Raw genomic sequence first — 18,196 nt, forward strand, 5'->3', positions numbered from 1 at the left:
CTTCGGGGACCGTGCGAGGCCAGCGGGTCGCCGGGGGGTGTGGTCCGGCCGTGCCGGAGAGTCAGGTCCGCACGGTGCCGCGTTCGTCGGCGAGACGGGTGATGCCGAGTTCGCGGCAGAGGGCCTCAAGGTCCCGCAAGACCTGGGTCATGGCGTACGGGCGGGTGAACGTCGCGGTACCCATCTGCACGGCGGTGGCTCCGGCCAGGACGAACTCCAGGACGTCCCGCGCGGTGCTGATGCCGCCGCACCCGACGACGGGTATGGCGACGGCCGCGGCGGCCTGCCACACCAGGCGCAGCACCATGGGCCGGACGGCGGGTCCGGAGAGTCCTCCCACCCCGTTGCCCAGCACCGCGCTCCGCCCGTTCAGGTCGATGGCCATGCCGGGGAAGGTGTTGGCGACGGTCACGGCGGTGGCGCCCGCCTGTTCTGAGGCGCGCGCGATGTCCCCGATCGATGTCACGTTCGGGGTCAGTTTGACGATGACGGGCAGCGAGGTACGCGCCACGACGCCGGAGACGACACGCTCCACGGTCGACGCGTCCGTTCCGATGGTGAGCCCGCCGTGCTCGAGGTTCGGGCAGGAGACGTTCACCTCCAGTGCCTCGCAGGGAGCGTCGGCGAGTTCCTCGGTGATCCGCAGGTACTCATCCGGGGCGAGGCCCCCGACACTCACCACGACGGGTACCCCGAACGACCGGTAGCGGGGCAGCACCGTGCGGATGAACTCCGCCGAGCCGGGGCTGGGGATTCCCACGCTGTTCAGCATGCCCTGCGCGCTCTCGGTGAGCCGGTGCGAGGGGTTACCGGAACGCCGTTGCGAGAAGAGGGTCTTGGTGACCACGGCGCCCAGCTCGTGTACGGGCAGGAGAGCGGCGAGTTCGGGGCCGAAGCAACCCGACGCGGGCATCACGGGGTTGGCCAGACGCAGGGGGCCGAGCGAGACCGCGAGGTCGGTCCGGAACGCGGGGTGGTCCGCGAAATGCCGGTCCCGGTCGTCGAACGTCGCGGGATCGTGGTCTTGAACCTCCGTCATGGTGCCTGCCTTCTGCGTCAGGAGATCGGGGGAGAGTGGGCGGAAGGGCGCCGAGCCGGCCGGCGTGCGGGACGACAGAGCGGGGATCGCGGGCCGCGGGGTGTCAGCCGCCGAATCGTTCGGTGAGCCTGCGCTCGACCCAGCCGACGAGGGCGTACATGACCCATGCCATGAGGCAGAGCAGCCCGAGGCAGATGATCACCAGCTTGATGTCGTCGTTGTCCTGGGCCTGCTTTTCCAGGTAGCCGAGCCCTGACTGCGCTCCGATGAACTCGCCGATGACCGCTGCCGTCACCGCCTGCAGAACCCCCAGGCGCAGACCCACGGCGATGGCCGGCAGGCTGTACGGCAGGTCGATCTTGAGGGCTCGGGCGACCGGCCCGATGCGCAGCAGACGGGCCAGGTCGTCGACCCCCTTGGGCACGGACCGTAGCCGCGTCACCATGTTGATCATGACGGGGTAGAACGACACCAGGGCCACGAGGGCGATCTTGGAGCCGACACCGAGCCCCAGCCAGAGCACGATCAAGGGGGCGATCGAGATCTTCGGGGTCACCTGCGCCACGATGACGAGGGGCATCAGCAGTCGTTCGGCAAGCGGCAAGCGGGTGAAGAGGATCGCCAGGACGATCCCTGCCACCGCGCCGATCAGCACACCCTGGACCACCTCGGCCAGCGTCTGCTGGATGTGCACCGTGAGCACGTCGTCCCCGGCCAGCTGCCAGGCGTGACCGGCTACCGCGGCCGGGCTCGGCAGCTTGTAGGCCGGTATGCCGAAAGCTGCCGCGACCAGCCACCAGAGCGCGACGCCGGCCAGCAGGGACAACGTGCCGATCAGCACCGGCCGGACGGCGTCGGCCGTCCGGCCGGGGCGAGCGGCCGTCTCAGCCGAGGTCATTCGGCTTCACCACCAGATCACCCGCGTCGAAGGACTCGTCGAGGAGTCCGAACTGCTCCTGGGAGTCGATGGCCTGCTGCCAGCGCACGAGGTCCGGGGAGCCCAGGCCGTTCTTCTCGGTGTTGTCCGACTGCCACAGGCTCTTGGCGAAGAGGTCCTCGACGATGGTGGTGATCTCGTCCTCCTGGCCCTTGAAGGATGAGGCGTACTTCTTCACCGACATGTCGACCGCGGCGCGCGGGTTCTTGACCGTGTACTCGATGCCGCTGTTCAGCGCCTTGTCGAACGCCTTGACCGTGTCCGGGTCGTCCTTCACCTTGTCCTCGCCGGCGATGACCACGTTGCCGAAGGAGGGCAGGTACTTGTCGCTGAGGATCTGGTCCACCTCGACCCCGGCGGACTGGAGCGCGTAGTAGCGCAGGCGCGAGAAGACGATCGCGTCGACCTGACCGTTCTTCAGCGCGTCCACGATGACGCCGGTGCCCAGGGTGCGGACCTTCACGTCGGACACCTCCAGTCCGGCGTCCTCCAGCATCGCCTGGAGCTGGATGTAGTTCGGGCTGCCGAGGTCGGTGACGGCCACGGTCTTGCCCTTCAGGTCGGCCGGGGACTCGATGTTCGCCGAAGGCTGCGACAGCAGGGCGCCGATGCCCTCCTGGTACGTGGTGTGCACGACCTTGGTCTTGATGCCCTTGCCGTACGCGGTGACGACCGAGTCGCCGTTCGGGAAGCCGAAGTCGACGTTGCCCGATGCCACGTTCTTCACGATGTCGGAGCCCTGGGCGTAGGTGAATTCGACGTCCAGGCCCGCGTCGGCGAAGTAGCCCTGCTCCTTGGCCGCGTACAGCGGGGCGTAGTACGGCACCGCGGCGCCGTCGATCTGGATGGTGACCTTCTTGCTGCCGTCGGACGACGTCTTCGCCGAATCGGAGGAGCCGGGGCTACAGGCGGCGAGAAGAGCGGCGGCGGCCACGATGGCGGGGATACCGACCAGCTTCAGGGGCCTTCTGTTCATGATCTTTCCTTAGGGCGAAGGGGGAGTGAAAACTCAGCGGCGTCCGCGCAGGAGCCTGCGTTCGGCCAGGGAGACGAGGCCGAAACCGAGGAGTCCGACCGCGACGGTGATGAGGACTGCGGCTATCAGCAGGGGGGTGTCACTAGAGGTGTTGCCGAGCACCATGAGGTAGCCCAGGCCGCGTTCGGAGGCGAGGTACTCCGCCAGGAACGCGCCGGTCATCGCGTCGATGACGGCGATCTTGGCACCTGCCAGCAGCGCCGGCAGGGCCGCGGGGAGCTGGATCTTCCGCAGGTACTGCCACCGGGACAGGTGCAGCAGCCGGCCCAATGAGCTGATGTCCGCGGGCACATCCTTCAGCCCGAGCATCGTGGCCATGGCCATCGGGAAGAAGACCAGCAGCAGGATGAGCCCGTACTGCGACGTCGTGCTGAGCCCGAACCACAGCACCAGCAGCGGTGCGACGGCGATCTTGGGAGCCGCCTGGAGCAGCACCATGTAGGGCGCGAGGATCTCCCGGACGGTGCGGGAGGCCCACAGGACCCAGCCCAGGGCGATCCCGATCAGTGACCCGCCGACGAAGCCCAGCACGATGTTGCGCAGGGTGTAAGTGAGGTGGGGCCACAGCGTGCCGTCCCGTACCAGGTTCAGCCCCCCGTCCAGCACCTCGCCGGGAGCGGGCAGCAGATAGGACGGTACGTCGGCCAGCGCGACATAGGCGCTCCAGGCGGCCAGCACGGCTGCCACGTAGGCGAGGGGTGTCAGGACGCGTACGACCCTGGTGAGGGCGGCGCTGTCGCGGAGGCCGGACGCGGCGGGACGCTTCACGGCTCGCTCGGGGCGGCCCCGGCGCGTGAGTGTGTCCTTGCTCACACCAGCTCCCGACGGAGCATGCCGGCGAACTTCGCGAATTCGGGGTGCTGCCTCGTCTCGGGGGTGCGCTCACGCCCCAGAGGCACGGTGTGCACGGCCTTGATACGCCCCGGCCGTGCCGACATCACGGCCACGCGGTCGGCGAGGTAGGTGGCCTCCTCGACACTGTGGGTGACCAGCACGATGGTCTTGTGGGTCGATTCCCAGATACGCAACAGGTCGTCGTGGAGCCGGTCCCTGGTGATCGCGTCCAGCGCCCCGAAGGGCTCGTCCATGAGGAGGATCCGGGGGCTGTAGGCCAACGCCCGGGCGATGGCGGTGCGCTGGCGCATCCCCCCGGACAGCTCCTTGGGGAACGACTCGGCGAAGTCGGTGAGACCGACCAGGTCGAGCAGCTCCGACACCCGATCGCGCCCCTGCTGCGAGGTGTCGCGCTGCGCCTCCAGCCCCAGGGAGACGTTGCGCCTCACGGTGCGCCACGGAAGCAGCGCGGGCTCCTGGAAGACGAAGCCGATGTCCTTGCCCGGACGCGGTTGGACGCTCCAGGTCAGGTCTCCATCGAAGTCCGTGTCCAGGCCGGCCATCATCCTCAGCAGAGTCGACTTGCCGCACCCCGAGGGGCCGATGAGCGCGACGATCTCGCCCTCGCCCACATCCAGGTCGACGTCCTCCAGAGCCACCACCTTCGAGCGCTTGGCAGCGGTGTAGGCCTTGTGGACGTCTCGCACCGACAGAAGGGGGTTCATGCGGACCTCACTCCCGAAGTCGCGCGTCCCGGGCCCGGGGCGCGCGCGCCACGGTGACGCCCGTGATCGGCGTGTATGGAGCGGTGTGGCATGAAGATCTCCTCAATAGTCACGGCGGCTCGGTGTCCGTACGGAGCTCAGCGGGGTCGTTCCGGACCACCGGCACGGCATCGCACCACAACTTCCGTATCTGGAAAATATGCCTCCACGAATGTTGTTCAGAGGTTGGACTCTTTCTCGGCCACAGTCAAGCCCTAGATCTGGTCGGCAATTCGGTGTATACCGTGACGTGAACTCGATCTCTCGCGGCACGGACGGCTGCGCGAGCCGCAACCTGGATGGCCAAAAAGTTACGCACCCGCGACTCATCGCTTCCATATATGGAAGCTGAGGACTCATACGGAGGTTGTCGCCGATGGCGAGAAGCGCGCAGGATCCATGGCACAGGGGGGCACCGCCCCATCTCCCGGTCGGCGCCGCAGAAGCCCTCCCACCGGTCTGTCTGCTCCCGGGAGACCCCGCGCGAGTCGACCTGGCCGCCGAGGTGCTCGACGACTTCCACGTCCTCGGCCAGAACCGGGAGTTCAGGATCGGTACCGGCCGCGCACCCGGCGGTCGGCGCATCGCGGTCTGCTCGACCGGCATCGGCGGCCCTTCCACCGAGATCGCCGTCGTCGAACTCGCCCGGCTCGGAGTCAGGAGCGTGCTGCGCACCGGCGGCATGGCCGCCCTGACCAGCCGCATAGCCCCCGGCACCGTCTGCGCGGCCACCCGGGCGGTGCCGGGCAGCGGCGCCGCCTCGTACTATCCCGCGGACACGGCCGGACCAGCGGCCCATCCGGCCGTCCTGACCGCCCTCCGGCGTGCGGCACGCGACCTGGACGAACCGCTCACCGAGATCACCCTGGCCACGGTCGACTCGTACTACCTCGGGCAGGGACGACCGCTTCCCGGACACGAAGAACGCGCGGCCGCGAGGATGGCCGTCCTGCGCGGACTGGGCGTCGACGGACTGGAGATGGAGACCGAGACGGTGCTGGCCGTGGCCGGTGCCCTCGGCGTACGAGCAGGCGCCGTTCTGGTCGCGCACGCCAACCGCGCCACCGACGACTGGCTGGAGGACTACCGTCCCGCCCAACTCGCCATGCTGCGGGTGGCGGTGCGCGCCGCGGCGCTACTCTCGGACGACGACTCCCCCCAGGCGGGCACCGCGGTCACGACGTGAACAGGTTGACAGCGCATCAGTACGATCCCACTGTCCCCGCCCGGCAGTCCTTGAGGCTCGACGAACGGACAGACCGCTGAGTACCGACAGTTACACCAGAGCGCTGCGCGTCCTGCGAGTCATCGCGGCCCACGTGCGCGGTATGTCGTTGCAACAGCTACACGAAGAGCTGGGCATCCCGATAGGCAGCCTGCACCGGGTGATGGCCGCGCTCGTCGAAGAACGCTACGTCACCCGCTCCCCCAGCAACCGCCGCTACTTCCTCGGACCGGCCTTCACCGAGTTGTCCACGATCGCCATCGCCTCCCAGGGTACGGCGGTGAGCCCGCCGCGCCCCATGCAAGACGCCGCCAGGGAATGCGGCGAGACCGTGTTCCTCACCGAACTCACCGGCACCCGCCTGCTCTGCGTGGCCCTGGTCGAGGGCGTGCACCCGCTCCGCCTCTTCGTCCGGGTGGGCCAGGTCATGCCACCGCACGCGGCAGCCTCGGCACGCAGCATCCTCGCGTACCAGACACCCGAGACCGTCGCCATGGTGCTGCGGGCACAGGAGCTGACGGCCTACACCGCAGACACCCCGCACACGGAGGAGCAGGTGACCGCCCATCTCGCCCAGGTTCGGCTGCAGGGCTTCGACGTGTGCGAGAACGAACTGGACGACGACGTCTGGGCAGTGTCCGCCCCCGTGTTCAGGTCCACCGGCCAGGCCACGTCCAGCATCACCCTCGCTGCCGCGGGCCAGCGCATGCGGGACCCGCTGGCCCGCACCCGCGCCACCGAGACCGCATTGCGGGCCGCCCGCGCACTCTCGATGGAACAGGGCTACGCCGGCGCCGCCTTTCCCGCCCCGCATCGCTCCTCACCCGAACCCGCCGGATAGCACCGGCAACCACCCTTCGCGGCGGGGACAGACCGTACCCGGCAGCCAACCCTGCGTCTCCCCGGCGGAACGCACGGTTGGTGATCTCGTTTCGCCCCGCCTCCCCCGCTCCGGCCCCGCGCGTTCCCTACCCCCGCCTCACTGCGATCGGCCCAGGCCGTGGCTCTCCGCGATGGCCTTGGCGATGGCACGCTGCTTCGCCGCCCTGCGGACGGCCGATTGGTAGGCGGGGAGTTTCCCGATCTCCTCGGCGGACTTCCCGAAGTGGCTGTAGTAGACCTCGGCCGCCTCGACGGACTCGCCGCCCCGGCGGAGGATCGCCCGGTAGAGCAGGGTCTTGGCGAGATGGTCCTGGCGCTGGACGGGGACGAGGTCCCAGACGATCAGTCCGTTCGGCCCGCGCGTGACGAGATCCGGCTCCAGGTCGCCGAGCAGCCGGACGGCCCCCGACTCCTTCGACCGGAACAGGGACTTCAGGTTGCTCGCGTAGTCGGCCACCTCCGGGGTGTTGGCCACGAAGGTCTCGATGGGCGTGTCCAGGAGCGACCGGGGGAGCTTCGTGAACGTCCGCAGCGGCTGCTCGCTGAAGACCTCGAAGACGGCGGCCGGAAACCTCTCCTTGACCAGATCGCTGAGCGCCTTGTGCATGTGCGTGCCCCGCACCCGCGGAGAGAAGGCCGCACTGCCCGGCATGCCCTCGACCTTGGTGAGGGCCTGGACCACGAGGGGTTCCAGGTTCTGCGGCGTCACCGTGGTGGCACCGGCCGCCGCCGCGGCGCCGGCTTCCGGCTCGGGGGCCGTCGCCGCCTTCTTCTCGGCGTCGGTCAGCATCCGGAAGACCTCGTCGAGTTCGGCGTCGGTCAGCGGCGCCTTGTCCGTCCCGAGAGCCTTGACGATCTCGTCCCTGGCCAGCGAGGAGGTGCCCTTGACCTTGGGACTGGAGATGGCGATGTCCTCACCGACCGCCATGAGGGTGATCCCGCCCGGCGCGTTCAAGACCCGCTTCCTGGATACGGTGAACCGCAGGACCTTGAAGAAGCTCAGCCCGATCTCCTCCAGGGCGGCCACCCCGATCCGGGTCACAGTGACGCTCACCTGCACCACCCGCCGGGCGACGGCCGGCAGCGACTTCAGAGCCTGCCACGTGGTCCACACGAAGACCACGATCTGCCCGACGATCCGGCCGAGGTCGAAGAACTCCCGCTCCTCGAACTTCTCCATCATCGTGGCGACGAGCAAGCTCACCCCCAACACGCCGGTGACCAGCGGATTCTCGACGAAGAGCACGATTCCCTGCCAGAGCTGGTGCCGTTCCTGCGCGAGCCGCTCCGAGGCGGCGGAGCCCGCGAGAATGCCGATGATCTCGACGATCTGGTAGTAGCTCTCGCCGGCACCCCACACGATCCCGCCGACGAGCGCGGCGACGTCGGCGGCGTCCAGCACGGAGTGCTTCAGGACGTACGCCCGCGGCACACCGCGCTCGCTCAGGAAGCGGCGGAACTCGCGCGCCCGGGCCCAGGCGAGCACCGTGCCGAGATGGCCGAGCCGGCGCAGCTCCTCCAGGGCCGCCATGAGCCCGTCGTGGTCGAGATCGCGCAGGTACGCCGTGAGCAGCCCCGTCGCGACGCTCGCCGGAGCCGTCGGGCCCAGATGCGGGAGCGCGGCGACGATCAGGGCCACCGCCTGCTTCGGGTCTCCCGGCTTCCGCCCGGCGGGGGCGGGGGCGGGGGGCGGGGCCGCGCCGATGTCCGTCGTGTACGCGACGATCCCTGCCCGCACCGGCTCGACGTCCCGGGTGAGGACGAGGGTGCCCGTGTCCTGCCGGCCTCCGTCCGCCGCGACCCGCTGGACGGCGTACGCGGCGCCGGGGGCGGTGACCGCCAGGATGCCGAGCCGTTCGCGAGGCACCGGCTGCAGATAGAACGTCCCGGGACCCAGCCGGGCCGACACCGTCGCGGGCCCCGGCGGGGCACCGCCGCCGGCCGCCGGCATCAGGTGTGCCGAAGTCTCGCCGAAGTACAGGGTGTTGACGGTGATCCGGCCGAGCGGCGCGGCGCGGAAGTCGGGGCCCATCCGGTCCCGTACGGCCGCGAGCGCGGCCATCGAGGCGGCGCTCCCGACGGCCGACGGGTCGGGCCGCTGCCGCCCCGCGCGCCCGCCCAGGTTCAGCGCCCCGGAGCCGGACCGGCTCCCCGGCCCCAGCCCGCCCACCGGCCATCCCGCCCGCCCGCCGGTGCGCACGCCCGTACTCGTGCCTCGCACCGGCAGGGCGACCGGGCGGCCCTCGCCGTCGAAGCCGGGCACCTGGTAGCCCTCCGGCCCGGCCCGGTCCGGTGCGTACGGCTCGCGCGGGGGCCCGGTGACGACCCGTGCGCCGCCTCCGTCCGGGGTGGCGAGCCGGATCGCCGCCACCACCGCCTCGCGCACCACCTGCTCCAGTTGCCGCGCGGCCTCGGGGGAGAGCCCTTCGGGGCGGGGCGGCGGCTCGGGCAGGTGGTGGTGCCGCTCCGGCGTCATTCGATCAACCTCCCGCCGACCAGCCGGTACACCTTGCTGGTGTCGTCGGCGGTGATCTCGAAGACGATGTCCGGGTGGACCTCGCTGAGTTTGCGGAGCACCCCCGCATCCGTCACCCGCCGCACGATCCCGGCGGCGCAGGCCGAGCACACCTCCTGGTCGACCCGGATCCAGACCGTGCGACCGCGGGCACCCGCCAGCTCGGCGGGGGTGAGGGTCTTCATACGGTCGCTGAGCTGCTGGCCCAGCGCCTGCTCGGCGTGGCCGTGCGCCTTGATGTTCGTGACCTTCGCACCGGGCCGGATCTCGTGTGTCCGGCTGTACTCACCGAGCGCCAGGTAGGAGCCCCCGTCGAAGCGCTGCGCAGCCAGGGCGGGGACGTCCGAGCGGGCGACGGCGATCGTCCCCTGGTAGCCGGCCGCCGCCTTGGCGGTCGGCGGGACCAGCTCCGGTTCGTCCCCGCTCCCCCAGGTGCGCTTGCTCTGCCAGCCGCGCGGCTCCTTGCGCGGCACGTTCCGCGGGTCGTCCGGGGGCAGTTGGGCGCGCTCCGCCTCGACCTGCCTCCGTACCTCGACCAGGTCCCGGGCCAGCCGGGCCTGCATGGCCGGCGAGGACGTCTTCAGGTCGGGGGCGTACGGGCGCCGCACACCGCCGTAGCGCGAGTCGATGATCTGCCGGGCCACGGGGTCCACGGCCTCGCGCGCCCGCAGTTGCTCGTACGAGGCGGTCTCGTACCAGTTCAGATCCTGCATGGCCTCCCGGTCGCCGCCCCTGGCGGCGTCCTCCAGTTCCTTCCGGGTCAGCCAGCGCAGCGGCGGGCCGGGGCGCGGCAGCACCGGCTTCGGCGTGCCGGGCTGCCCCGGCGGCAGAGCGGGAGACGGCGTCCCGGGCGGCGCCGGCGACTGCGCCGCGTGCGGATCGACGGGCCGCGCCCCGGCCCGCGGCCCGGCCGCCTTGGCGCCCGTCTCCGGCGCGCCGCCGCGCCCGGGGGCGATCCGGGCCAGCTCCTCGCCCACCTCGTCCATGCGCAGCCCCAACGACTTCGCCCAGGCCGCCGCCTCCGTCTCGCGCAGCGTCCCGGCGAGTGTCTGCTCCATCCGCTGCTGCCCCGTCGCCGTGGCGGTCCCCCACTGCCGGGCCGTCACCCCCTCGGCGGCGAAGAGCTGCGCGACGATCGCCACCTTCGCCACCGTGGGACCGAGCCGCTTGGTGACCGCCTGGTAGGCGGCGTGCAGGGCGGGGTCTCCGACGAAGGAGAAGAAGACCCCGAAGGCCGCGCCGATCCCCATGCCCCGGACGTAGGTCTCGGTGTCGGAGCCGGCGCCGTCGTGCAGGGTGACGTCGACCAGATCGCGGGCGAACTGATCGAGCGCGGCCGCGGACGCACCGGACACGGAGCCCGTGACCAGCTTCGACGCCACCTCGCCGGCCTTCGCGCTGCGCAGCGCGCGGGTGCCGAGCTTGCCAGCCCAGCCGCCCAGCCCCGAGCCGAAGCGGAAGCCCACGGCGTTGAGATAGCCCTCGACCGCCGCCATCGCGAATCCTTCGGCCGTCAGGTGCTCGTCACCGAATACGATCTTCAGGGCGTAGATCACCTCCGAGAGCAGGATGCTGCTCGCGACCGTTTTCAGACCGCCGCCCAACTGGATCAGGATGCCGACGATCCCGACCGACCAGCCCACGACCAGCGCGCCGGTGCCGACCACGATCAGGTTCACCACCTGGATCGCCTCGCCGGAGCGCAGCGCCCCCCACTGCACGAGGCGCGCCTCGAACTCGCCGAACGGCTCGACCAGCGGCCCCGCTCTGCTCTGCCACTCCTCGCCGCTGCCAGCCGTCCGCGAGACGATCTCGAACCGCACGTCGTACGAGGGCAGCCCATCCCGCTCCGCCGCGATCACGTCGAGGAGCCGGATCGTGTACTCGACGACGATCTTCTCGAAGTCGTCCTCCGTGAGCCCCGCCGCCTTCGCCGCCCGGGCCAGGGCGGTGGCGGAGAACTCCTTCGCGTCGTACACGCCCGTGTCGCGCCCGGTGAGGATCTCCTCGGCCAGCCGGTGCCGCTCCCGCAGCAGATTCCCGCGGAACGCCTCCGCCTTACCGGACTTGGGCCGCATCCCGGGCACCCGCCGGGAGTAGATCCCGTCGCCTTCGGCGAGCACGTGGCCGGCGACCACCTTCTTGCGCTCCTGGTGTTCGAGCAGGATCGCGCCCTGCCCCTCGCCGCCCGGGACGTAGCCGTGCGCGGCCGTCGTGGTCCGCTCCGCCGCGAGCGCCGTGCGCAGCCGCTGGACCCGGGGGTGGCGGGCGTACGGGGTGACGCTGCAGTTCCGCAGCCACTCGGCCCGCAGCGCGAACCGGCCCGTGCCCTCCAGGGCGTCGAAGACCTCGTCGAGGGCGCCCTCCCGCTCCAGTTCGGCCAGGACATGGCCGAAGAGGCTGCCGGGCCGCCCCCGGTGCTGGGGCGCCACCACCTCGTCAAGCAGCGCGTCCACGGCCCGGCCCGCGTCGCCCTTCGCGCGGAGCCGGTCCAGGAACTGCCGGACGAGTTGCCGGGCCACCGGCCGGAAGTACGCGGCGTCGAGCCGCTCGGGCGCCAGGTCGGGGTGGGCACGGGCGAACAGGACCCGGGTCCCCGGCTCGTCCGGCCACTCCGCGCGCCGCCGCACCGCGTCGGGCAGCCCCGGGAAGCCCTCTCCCTCCTGGGTGAACAGCCGCGCGGTGGGGTCCCGGTGCTGGGCGCCGCCGCCGCTCGCGTGCCGGTCGAGAAGCTCGAACATGACGTCCTCCCGGACCCGGCCGTCGGCGCCGCGCGCCGGGCCAAAGGACGGGCGGACCACGGCGGGCTGGAGCCACACCGTGATCTCCTCCGCGCCGAACTCCTGCGCGTACCGGTCCCAGGCCACGCCCGTGCGCTGCTGGAAGTGGACCGGGTCGACGCAGAACCCGGCCTCGCGCACGGGCACGGTGAAGCCGAGGCCCGGGCCGAGGGCGGCGACGTCTTTGACGTCGATCCTCGGCAGCGCCATGGACGCGAACAGGACGTGGCCGGACTGCAGCGCCGGGATGCGGGCGGGGACGGGGCCGCCCCGGTCGAGCGCGTGCAGGGCGCGCAGCGCGGCGGACGAGGCGGTCAGCACCCAGGCGGGCTCGGTACGCGCCGGGGCGGCCTGCGCTACCCCCGGCGCCGGCCGTGCGGCGCCCGCCGCCGTACGGAGCAGCGCCTCGCCCAGGTCCGCCGGCAGGGCTGGGGCGTCGACCCGTACGAGCGAGACCTCCAGCGGGAACTCGACGCCCGCCTGCGCCTCGTAGAGCACCGCGAACGGCAGCGGATGGCCCAGGGTCTCGGCGACGAAGGCGAGGAACCGGTCGACGGCCATCCGCGTCCGCACCGTGCGCACGACGGTCCACGGCTGGGCCGGTGCCCTGCCCCGCACGGGGATGCGGGCCGGGCGGCCCCCACCGTCATACGACGGCACCGCGTACCCGCCGCCCCCGTCCCGCCCGCCGTCGAACCGCTCCCCGGCCGGGCCCGCGCCCGGGCCGGGACCGGCCCCGTACCGGGGCAGCATCCGCTCGGCCCGGACCAGCCGCGCAGCGACGGACGAGGTGAGCTGCCGCCGCACCGCGGCCAGTTCCTCCGGCCCGGGCTCACCGACGAGGGTGATCCGGATCGGCACCCGGACGTGCACCTCACCCATGGCCGCCGCTCCGCGCTATTCGGTGATCAGGACCATGACGCGCAGGCCGGCGCCGATGACCGTGCCCTCCTCGGCGTCATTGAGGGTGACGTCGAAGCTGTGCACGCTCCCGACGACGGGGTCGGATTCGAGGGTGACGAGGAGTTCGCTCGGGATGCCCTTCTCCCCGTACTCGGACTGGGCCGGTGACTCCGGCGGCACGAAGTTCCTGTCCAGCCCGGGGATACCCTCGGCCTGGAGCTCGAAGGACAGGCGACCGTCACCGGGGCGGACCGGTTCCGTGCCGTAGGAGGTCCTGAGCATCAGCTCGGGCTGCGCCTGCTCCTGTTCCTTCCCCCGCTCGGGTGCCCCGATCTCCGGGACTCCAGCGAGGACGAAGTACTCGTCGGGCCCCAGGACATCGCGCGGCGTGACGGTCGTGGTGGTGACCAGGAACTCGCGGAGGAACGGGCCGTGCGGCGGCGGTTGCGGCGGGTACGTGTGGTACGGCACGTGCACGGGCTCGGAGGCGGCGGCCCTGGGCACTTTCTTCAGGGTGATGTTCCGCTGGCCCACGTGCCCGTCGCCGTTCGGCAGCACCTCGTCGCCACTGGGCCATTCCTTGCCGTCAAGTTTCTCGCCCGGGGGCGGCGGGTCGGCAACGGCCGGGTCCTGGAACGCATTGGCCATGATGCACATGTGCAGCTCGGTCTCACCCGCGGGGAGGTCTGCCTCAGTGGGGGTCCACTCGGGAAGACAGGTGAACACGTGGGGGTCGCTGTTGCTGAGGGTGCCGGAGCCGGGCGCCACGTCTCGCGTCGGGCTGCGGAACGACACCTTGGCGTTCCCCGGAGTGTTGATCACTCCGACCTGTGGCACGAACGCCCATGCCTGGACGGCCACGTCCTTGACGGTCTGGTTGCTGCGGTTGGAGACCCGCACCTTGACCACGGTGGGTTCGCCGGTGTGGGCCTCGGTGCCTCCCGGGTCCACCCAGATGCTCGAACTGGCCCAGAAGGGCGGGTCCGTCCGGTTCCACGGACGCTCGGTCCCCCTGTCCTCCCCGCTGCCGCCGTTGCGTCCGAAGTCGATGGCGAGATAGAGGTTTTCTGCCATGGGATGAGGCTCGCTTTCAGGTGAGGTAGGTGAGCTGGATGCTCGTGACCGTGACCGTGTCCGTGACGGCGGCGCCCGACAGCGCGCCGACGACGAAGTAGCGGAAGGCATTCATGTCGACCCGGTCCATCGTGGGGTCGACCGGCTGGGTGGCGTCGTAGGCGCCGGCGCCCGACACCCGGGCCACGAGCTGCACCGTCGAGGCGTCGGCGAACGGCGCGCGGAAGAGGCTGATGCGCAGGGTGCCCGAGCCGGTGTTGTTCCCGGCGGCGCGGAACTTCAGCAGCTTGGCGCCGTCCGGCGGGGCGATGGTCAGCATGCCGGTGAGATCCGTCTCCGCCGAGGGGCGGACCGCGGCACCGAACCGGTCCAGGGACCACGGCTTGCTGGGCGGTACGGCGACGAAGGCGGGAGCCAGCGTCAGCTTCCGCTCCACGGAGGGCACCTGTCCCGTCGCCTTGATCGCCGTGTCGATGGTCTTCACCACCCCCGAGAGGCTCTCCAGGTCCTTCTGGAGCGTGTCGAAGCGGGTGTTGAAGCCGTTCGGGCCGCTGGCGGACACCCGGTCGCGGTTGTCCACCCAGGGCGTGTGCTTGAACGTCGGCGTGAAGGCGATGTCGGTCATGGCGACCCTCCGGTCAGTTCCGTGGTGACCACCTCCACGCCCAGCGGACGCAGTTGGGCGAGGAGGTGCATGATGCGGCCCCGCTCCGAGCGGGTGAGGACGTGTCCGGCCAGGTCGGGGTGGAGCCGGACGGTCATCTGGTACGCGCCCGGCCCTGTGGCCGGGCGGTAGGCGGCCTGCACCCAGGCGGGGCCCGGGTGTTCGCCCCGTACCGACATCTCGGCGGGGGCGGTGGTCAGGAGGGAGGTCGAGCCGTCGCCGGTCGACCAGACGAGCACGCCTCGCGCGCCGACATCCGGCTCGGCGGGCGAGACGGTCAGCTTCACCACCGCACCGACCTCCAGGACACCGTCGGTCAGCCCCGTTGCGCCCACCTGGACCGGGAGGTCGCCGACGTCCTGACGCACCGTCACCACCGCACCGGCCACGCCGACCCGCGTGAACCCCGCGCGGTGCGCCCAGACCGCCAACGCGCCCGGTGCGAGCCCCGGATGGGCCAGCAGCAGTTCCCGGCCCTCCTTGGCGAGCGGGGTGCCGGACGGTTCGTAGGCCGCCTTGACGACCAGCTTGCCGGTCACGCCGCCGGCTCCCAGCAGGGCGACGAGCCCGTCGAGAAGCCGTGCCACCTCGCGCCGCATCCGGTGGTGGTTCGGGTCGGCGCCGTAGTCGACGTGCGCCGGGTCGTCGTGGCGGGCCAGGAACACCGGGTCGAGGGGCACCCCGGCCGCGGGATCGGCGGGGCCGACGGTGCCGTCCGCACCGATAGCCGCGCCGTCGGCGAGGGGTTGCGGAAGGACCGTGACCTCCCGGGACGCGGTCAGCGTGTGCGGTCCGTCGCGCACCTCCGCCGTGACGACGACCCGGCCCGCCTCCTGCCCGGTGAGGACGGCCGCCGGCCCGTCCGCGGCCCCGGCCAGGGTGCCCCGGCCGGGGCCGCAGTGGACCGTGCGCCAGCGGACCGTCGCACCCGGCGGCGGAACGGGCGTCACGCTCAGCGTGAGCTGCTGTCCCCGGGTCACCACCCCCGGCCCGGCGTTCACCACGAACAGCTCGCCCGGCGCGCACTCCGCGTAGACCGTGCCGTCGGTCCGGTGAGCGACCACGTCGAAGCCGGCGCGGTGGGCGAGCGCGGCAAGCCGGCCCGCGCCGGTGGTGGGATGGGTGAGGAGCACGGCCCGGCCCGTTGCCCGCCCGTCGGCCGCTTCCGGGTCGAACCCCGAGGTCACGCGGGCGCGGCCGGTGAGCAGCGGGGCCAGCCGGCGCAGCGCCGCCACCACCGCCGGCTGGACCCGGCCGGGAGCGGGCGGCGGTTGTCCCGGCGGGTACGGGCCGGGGCGCGGGGGCGCGACGTCCACGAGCGGCGGCTGGAGGGCCGTCAGATCCGCCAGGTAGTACGGATCGAAGTAGCCCTCCGGCAGCGGCACGGCGGGGCCGGTGCCGGTGCGGCCCAGCGGGTCGATCCACTGGCCGGGGAGCAGCGTGGCCGGCACCACCCGCAGCCGCAGCAGCCCGCGCCGCAGCGGGCCGTTGGTGTCGTCCACGAGGAGGGGCTCGGCCGTGCCGGCGATGGGTCCGACGCCCGCGTTGAGCGCGGCGGCGAAGCCGGCCGGTGTCGGCAGCGTCCAGCGGCGGGCGAGTTCCACGCGCCTGCGGTACGCCGTGTCGCTCTCGCCGCTCGACCGGTCCACGCCGAGGCTCGCCCCGTGCAGGTCGAGGACGCGCGCCCGGACCTCCCGGGCCCGGGGCGAGCGGACGGCGGACGTGCGCCGGGCCTGGGCGCGCAGATGGTCCCGTTCCCAGCCGACGGCCCACAGCAGCTTGCCCATCGTGCCGAGCAGGGCCGTCAGCCGCCACCGTTTCTCCTCGTTGCCGGGCGTGCCGGACCCGCCGGCGGGGGCCGTCGTCTCGATGCCGCTCAGCCAGCCGGTGAACCGGGGCAGGGGCGCCGTTGTGCCGGCGAGCAGTCCGTCCGGCAGCAGCACGTCGAACGTGCCGGGAGTCCCGCCCGGGTGCACGGTGAACGTGACGGTCGTACCGGGGGCGATGTCCTTCCTGGCCTGGAGGACGTACAGCGGGTCGGGGGTGTGCCCGAACACCGCCGCGTGGACCGAGAAGTCGTACCGCTCGACCGTCCGGCCGCGTACGACGAGATCCAGGTGGTCGGCGCCCCGGGCGAAGGGGGCGGTGAGCCGCTGTGCCATGTCGGTGCCGGCCAGCGGCGGCGGCACGACCCGGGTGGCGGGCGAGGGAGCCATCAGGTCACCACCTCGATGCCGGTGAGGTCCGAGTCGCGGGTGAACAGCGCCATCTCGGTCAGCCCCATGGCCAGGCTCTCGCCGACGGCGGCTTCCAGGACCTCCGTCTGGTACGGGACGGTGCCGAAGCCGAACCGGCCGAACGCGGGCGGGCAGCGCCGCAGATGGAGGTTGCGTACGTCCGTGACGCCCGGCTCGGCCACGAGCGCGCACATCACCCGGGCGTACAGGACGTCGTCGCCGAGCCGCAGCCGGCCGATGTCGTGGGCGAGCCGGGCCCGGATGCCGGTCTCCACCGCCGCCGGGGCGAACCGGGGGTCGACGACGATCTCGGCCCGGACCGCGACCTCGATGTGGTCGGCCTCCACCACGTTCACGTGCACGCCGATGGGCCGGACCCGTTCGACGGCCGCCGCCACCAGGTCACGGACCCCGACGACCGCATCCGGTCCCGAGGTCGACAGCCACGGTCGCGGGCCCCGGTGGGCCACCGCGACCTCGGCGAAGTAGGGCTCGCCGATGCGCCGTTCGGCGCTGAACACCCGCTCCCCGAAGTCGAATCCGTCGAAGAAGACCTGCGACACGTCCAGGCCGCCCAGTTCATCCGTCACCCGCGCGTCGACGACGTCCTCGATGCGCAGCGCGGCCTGTCTGACGCTGTCCGTGGTCCACAGGGCGTGGGGCAGGGCGATCAGCCGGGACCGGTACGCGGCGTCGTCCTCGCGCGGCAGGGGCCCCGAGAACGGCGCCGGGTTGGAGAGCGTGAGCAGCGCCCCGTCCCAGTCCGCCAGGTACTCGCGCGCGTGCTCGGGATGAATCCGGGTGATCGCCTCGGCCGCCACGGCGTCCTCGCCGGCCTCCACCGCACGCACGTTCACGGTCGCCTTCGGGGCGGCGAGGGTGAGGACGGCGGGCTGTTCGGTGGCGAACGCCCGGGCGGGCGGGGACCCGGCGGGCGGTGCGGCGGTGAGCAGCAGGGTCCCCTCGGGGACCACGTAGGGGCGGTTCGGCGCCGCGTTGCCCAGGGTGAGGACGACCTGGCCGGTCCGCCGGCCGTCCCGGCGGGGCAGCCCGGCGTCGTCGCCGAGCAGGTCGAGCGCGGCGCCGGTCGCGGTGGCCGGGAACTGGGCGTAGAAGAGGTCCTCCAGCCGTTTCCACAGCTCGGAGTCCTCCGCCGCGACGACCTCCAGGATCTTGCCGAGCGGCCCGGCGGGCCCGAGGTCGACGTCGTCGCCGAAGACGGTCTTGGCCCGCGCCCGGCTCTCGGCGAGAAGCTGGTCGATTCCCTTGAGGACGAATCCCTCGTCCGTCACGCCGTACGTCATGA

General features: G+C 72.1%; 13 protein-coding genes. 2 read left to right on the top strand and 11 right to left on the bottom strand.

Annotated elements, in window-relative coordinates:
• Window positions 1-61 precede the first annotated feature (61 nt).
• The 5 genes from DMB38_RS13175 to DMB38_RS13195 all read right to left on the bottom strand — a co-directional run bounded on the left by DMB38_RS13175 (window position 62) and on the right by DMB38_RS13195 (window position 4,571).
• The gene (locus tag DMB38_RS13175; RefSeq protein ID WP_125935349.1) at window positions 62-1,039 is read right to left on the bottom strand and encodes a dihydroorotate dehydrogenase; all 978 of its coding nucleotides are present in this window, start codon (window positions 1,037-1,039) and stop codon (window positions 62-64) included.
• A gap of 103 nt (window positions 1,040-1,142) precedes the next feature.
• The gene (locus tag DMB38_RS13180; protein WP_125935350.1) at window positions 1,143-1,937 is read right to left on the bottom strand and encodes an ABC transporter permease; all 795 of its coding nucleotides are present in this window, start codon (window positions 1,935-1,937) and stop codon (window positions 1,143-1,145) included.
• Window positions 1,924-2,952 (bottom strand): ABC transporter substrate-binding protein, encoded by a 1,029-nt coding sequence (locus tag DMB38_RS13185; RefSeq protein ID WP_125935351.1) that lies wholly within the window; start codon window positions 2,950-2,952, stop codon window positions 1,924-1,926. Before DMB38_RS13185 ends, DMB38_RS13180 begins: the two co-directional genes overlap by 14 nt.
• Before the next feature lie 33 nt (window positions 2,953-2,985).
• Window positions 2,986-3,825 (bottom strand): ABC transporter permease, encoded by an 840-nt coding sequence (locus DMB38_RS13190; RefSeq protein ID WP_125935352.1) that lies wholly within the window; start codon window positions 3,823-3,825, stop codon window positions 2,986-2,988.
• Window positions 3,822-4,571, bottom strand: coding sequence for an ABC transporter ATP-binding protein (locus DMB38_RS13195; RefSeq protein ID WP_125935353.1), 750 nt, complete (start codon window positions 4,569-4,571; stop codon window positions 3,822-3,824). The genes DMB38_RS13190 and DMB38_RS13195 overlap by 4 nt, the downstream gene beginning before the upstream one ends.
• Before the next feature lie 415 nt (window positions 4,572-4,986).
• Between DMB38_RS13195 and DMB38_RS13200 the strand changes: the two genes are divergently transcribed.
• Entirely contained in the window at window positions 4,987-5,796 is an 810-nt protein-coding gene (locus DMB38_RS13200; RefSeq protein WP_240662169.1) for a nucleoside phosphorylase, read from the top strand.
• 103 nt (window positions 5,797-5,899) lie between these two features.
• The gene (locus DMB38_RS13205; protein WP_276314991.1) at window positions 5,900-6,676 is read left to right on the top strand and encodes an IclR family transcriptional regulator; all 777 of its coding nucleotides are present in this window, start codon (window positions 5,900-5,902) and stop codon (window positions 6,674-6,676) included.
• A gap of 138 nt (window positions 6,677-6,814) precedes the next feature.
• Here the strand turns inward: DMB38_RS13205 and DMB38_RS13210 are convergent, their stop codons facing one another.
• From DMB38_RS13210 to DMB38_RS13235, 6 genes are read right to left on the bottom strand one after another with little or no spacing between them, the layout of a single operon-like run.
• Window positions 6,815-9,193 (bottom strand): hypothetical protein, encoded by a 2,379-nt coding sequence (locus DMB38_RS13210; RefSeq protein ID WP_125935354.1) that lies wholly within the window; start codon window positions 9,191-9,193, stop codon window positions 6,815-6,817.
• Entirely contained in the window at window positions 9,190-12,894 is a 3,705-nt protein-coding gene (locus DMB38_RS13215) for a hypothetical protein (protein ID WP_125935355.1), read from the bottom strand. Before DMB38_RS13215 ends, DMB38_RS13210 begins: the two co-directional genes overlap by 4 nt.
• Window positions 12,895-12,909: 15 nt before the next feature.
• Window positions 12,910-13,989, bottom strand: a complete 1,080-nt coding sequence (locus DMB38_RS13220) for a hypothetical protein (RefSeq protein ID WP_125935356.1) — start codon at window positions 13,987-13,989, stop codon at window positions 12,910-12,912.
• Between the two features lie 16 nt (window positions 13,990-14,005).
• Window positions 14,006-14,614, bottom strand: coding sequence for a hypothetical protein (locus DMB38_RS13225; protein ID WP_125935357.1), 609 nt, complete (start codon window positions 14,612-14,614; stop codon window positions 14,006-14,008).
• Window positions 14,611-16,869, bottom strand: coding sequence for a hypothetical protein (locus tag DMB38_RS13230; RefSeq protein ID WP_125935358.1), 2,259 nt, complete (start codon window positions 16,867-16,869; stop codon window positions 14,611-14,613). The genes DMB38_RS13225 and DMB38_RS13230 overlap by 4 nt, the downstream gene beginning before the upstream one ends.
• A complete protein-coding gene (locus tag DMB38_RS13235; RefSeq protein WP_125935359.1) occupies window positions 16,869-18,194 on the bottom strand; it encodes a baseplate J/gp47 family protein in 1,326 nt (441 codons plus the stop codon). Before DMB38_RS13235 ends, DMB38_RS13230 begins: the two co-directional genes overlap by 1 nt.
• Window positions 18,195-18,196: the final 2 nt, after the last annotated feature.

Origin of the sequence: Streptomyces sp. WAC 06738 (assembly GCF_003945505.1) — a bacterium.
GTDB lineage: Bacteria > Actinomycetota > Actinomycetes > Streptomycetales > Streptomycetaceae > Streptomyces.

What these genes read in the sequence shown, in the direction of transcription:
- DMB38_RS13220 (WP_125935356.1), bottom strand. Translation starts at nt 13,989, where the DNA reads ATGGCAGAAAACCTCTATCTCGCCATCGACTTCGGACGCAACGGCGGC.
- DMB38_RS13230 (WP_125935358.1), bottom strand. Translation starts at nt 16,869, where the DNA reads ATGGCTCCCTCGCCCGCCACCCGGGTCGTGCCGCCGCCGCTGGCCGGC.
- DMB38_RS13225 (WP_125935357.1), bottom strand. Translation starts at nt 14,614, where the DNA reads ATGACCGACATCGCCTTCACGCCGACGTTCAAGCACACGCCCTGGGTG.
- DMB38_RS13235 (WP_125935359.1), bottom strand. Translation starts at nt 18,194, where the DNA reads ATGACGTACGGCGTGACGGACGAGGGATTCGTCCTCAAGGGAATCGAC.
- DMB38_RS13210 (WP_125935354.1), bottom strand. Translation starts at nt 9,193, where the DNA reads ATGACGCCGGAGCGGCACCACCACCTGCCCGAGCCGCCGCCCCGCCCC.
- DMB38_RS13180 (WP_125935350.1), bottom strand. Translation starts at nt 1,937, where the DNA reads ATGACCTCGGCTGAGACGGCCGCTCGCCCCGGCCGGACGGCCGACGCC.
- DMB38_RS13195 (WP_125935353.1), bottom strand. Translation starts at nt 4,571, where the DNA reads ATGAACCCCCTTCTGTCGGTGCGAGACGTCCACAAGGCCTACACCGCT.
- DMB38_RS13175 (WP_125935349.1), bottom strand. Translation starts at nt 1,039, where the DNA reads ATGACGGAGGTTCAAGACCACGATCCCGCGACGTTCGACGACCGGGAC.
- DMB38_RS13200 (WP_240662169.1), top strand. Translation starts at nt 4,987, where the DNA reads ATGGCGAGAAGCGCGCAGGATCCATGGCACAGGGGGGCACCGCCCCAT.
- DMB38_RS13215 (WP_125935355.1), bottom strand. Translation starts at nt 12,894, where the DNA reads ATGGGTGAGGTGCACGTCCGGGTGCCGATCCGGATCACCCTCGTCGGT.
- DMB38_RS13185 (WP_125935351.1), bottom strand. Translation starts at nt 2,952, where the DNA reads ATGAACAGAAGGCCCCTGAAGCTGGTCGGTATCCCCGCCATCGTGGCC.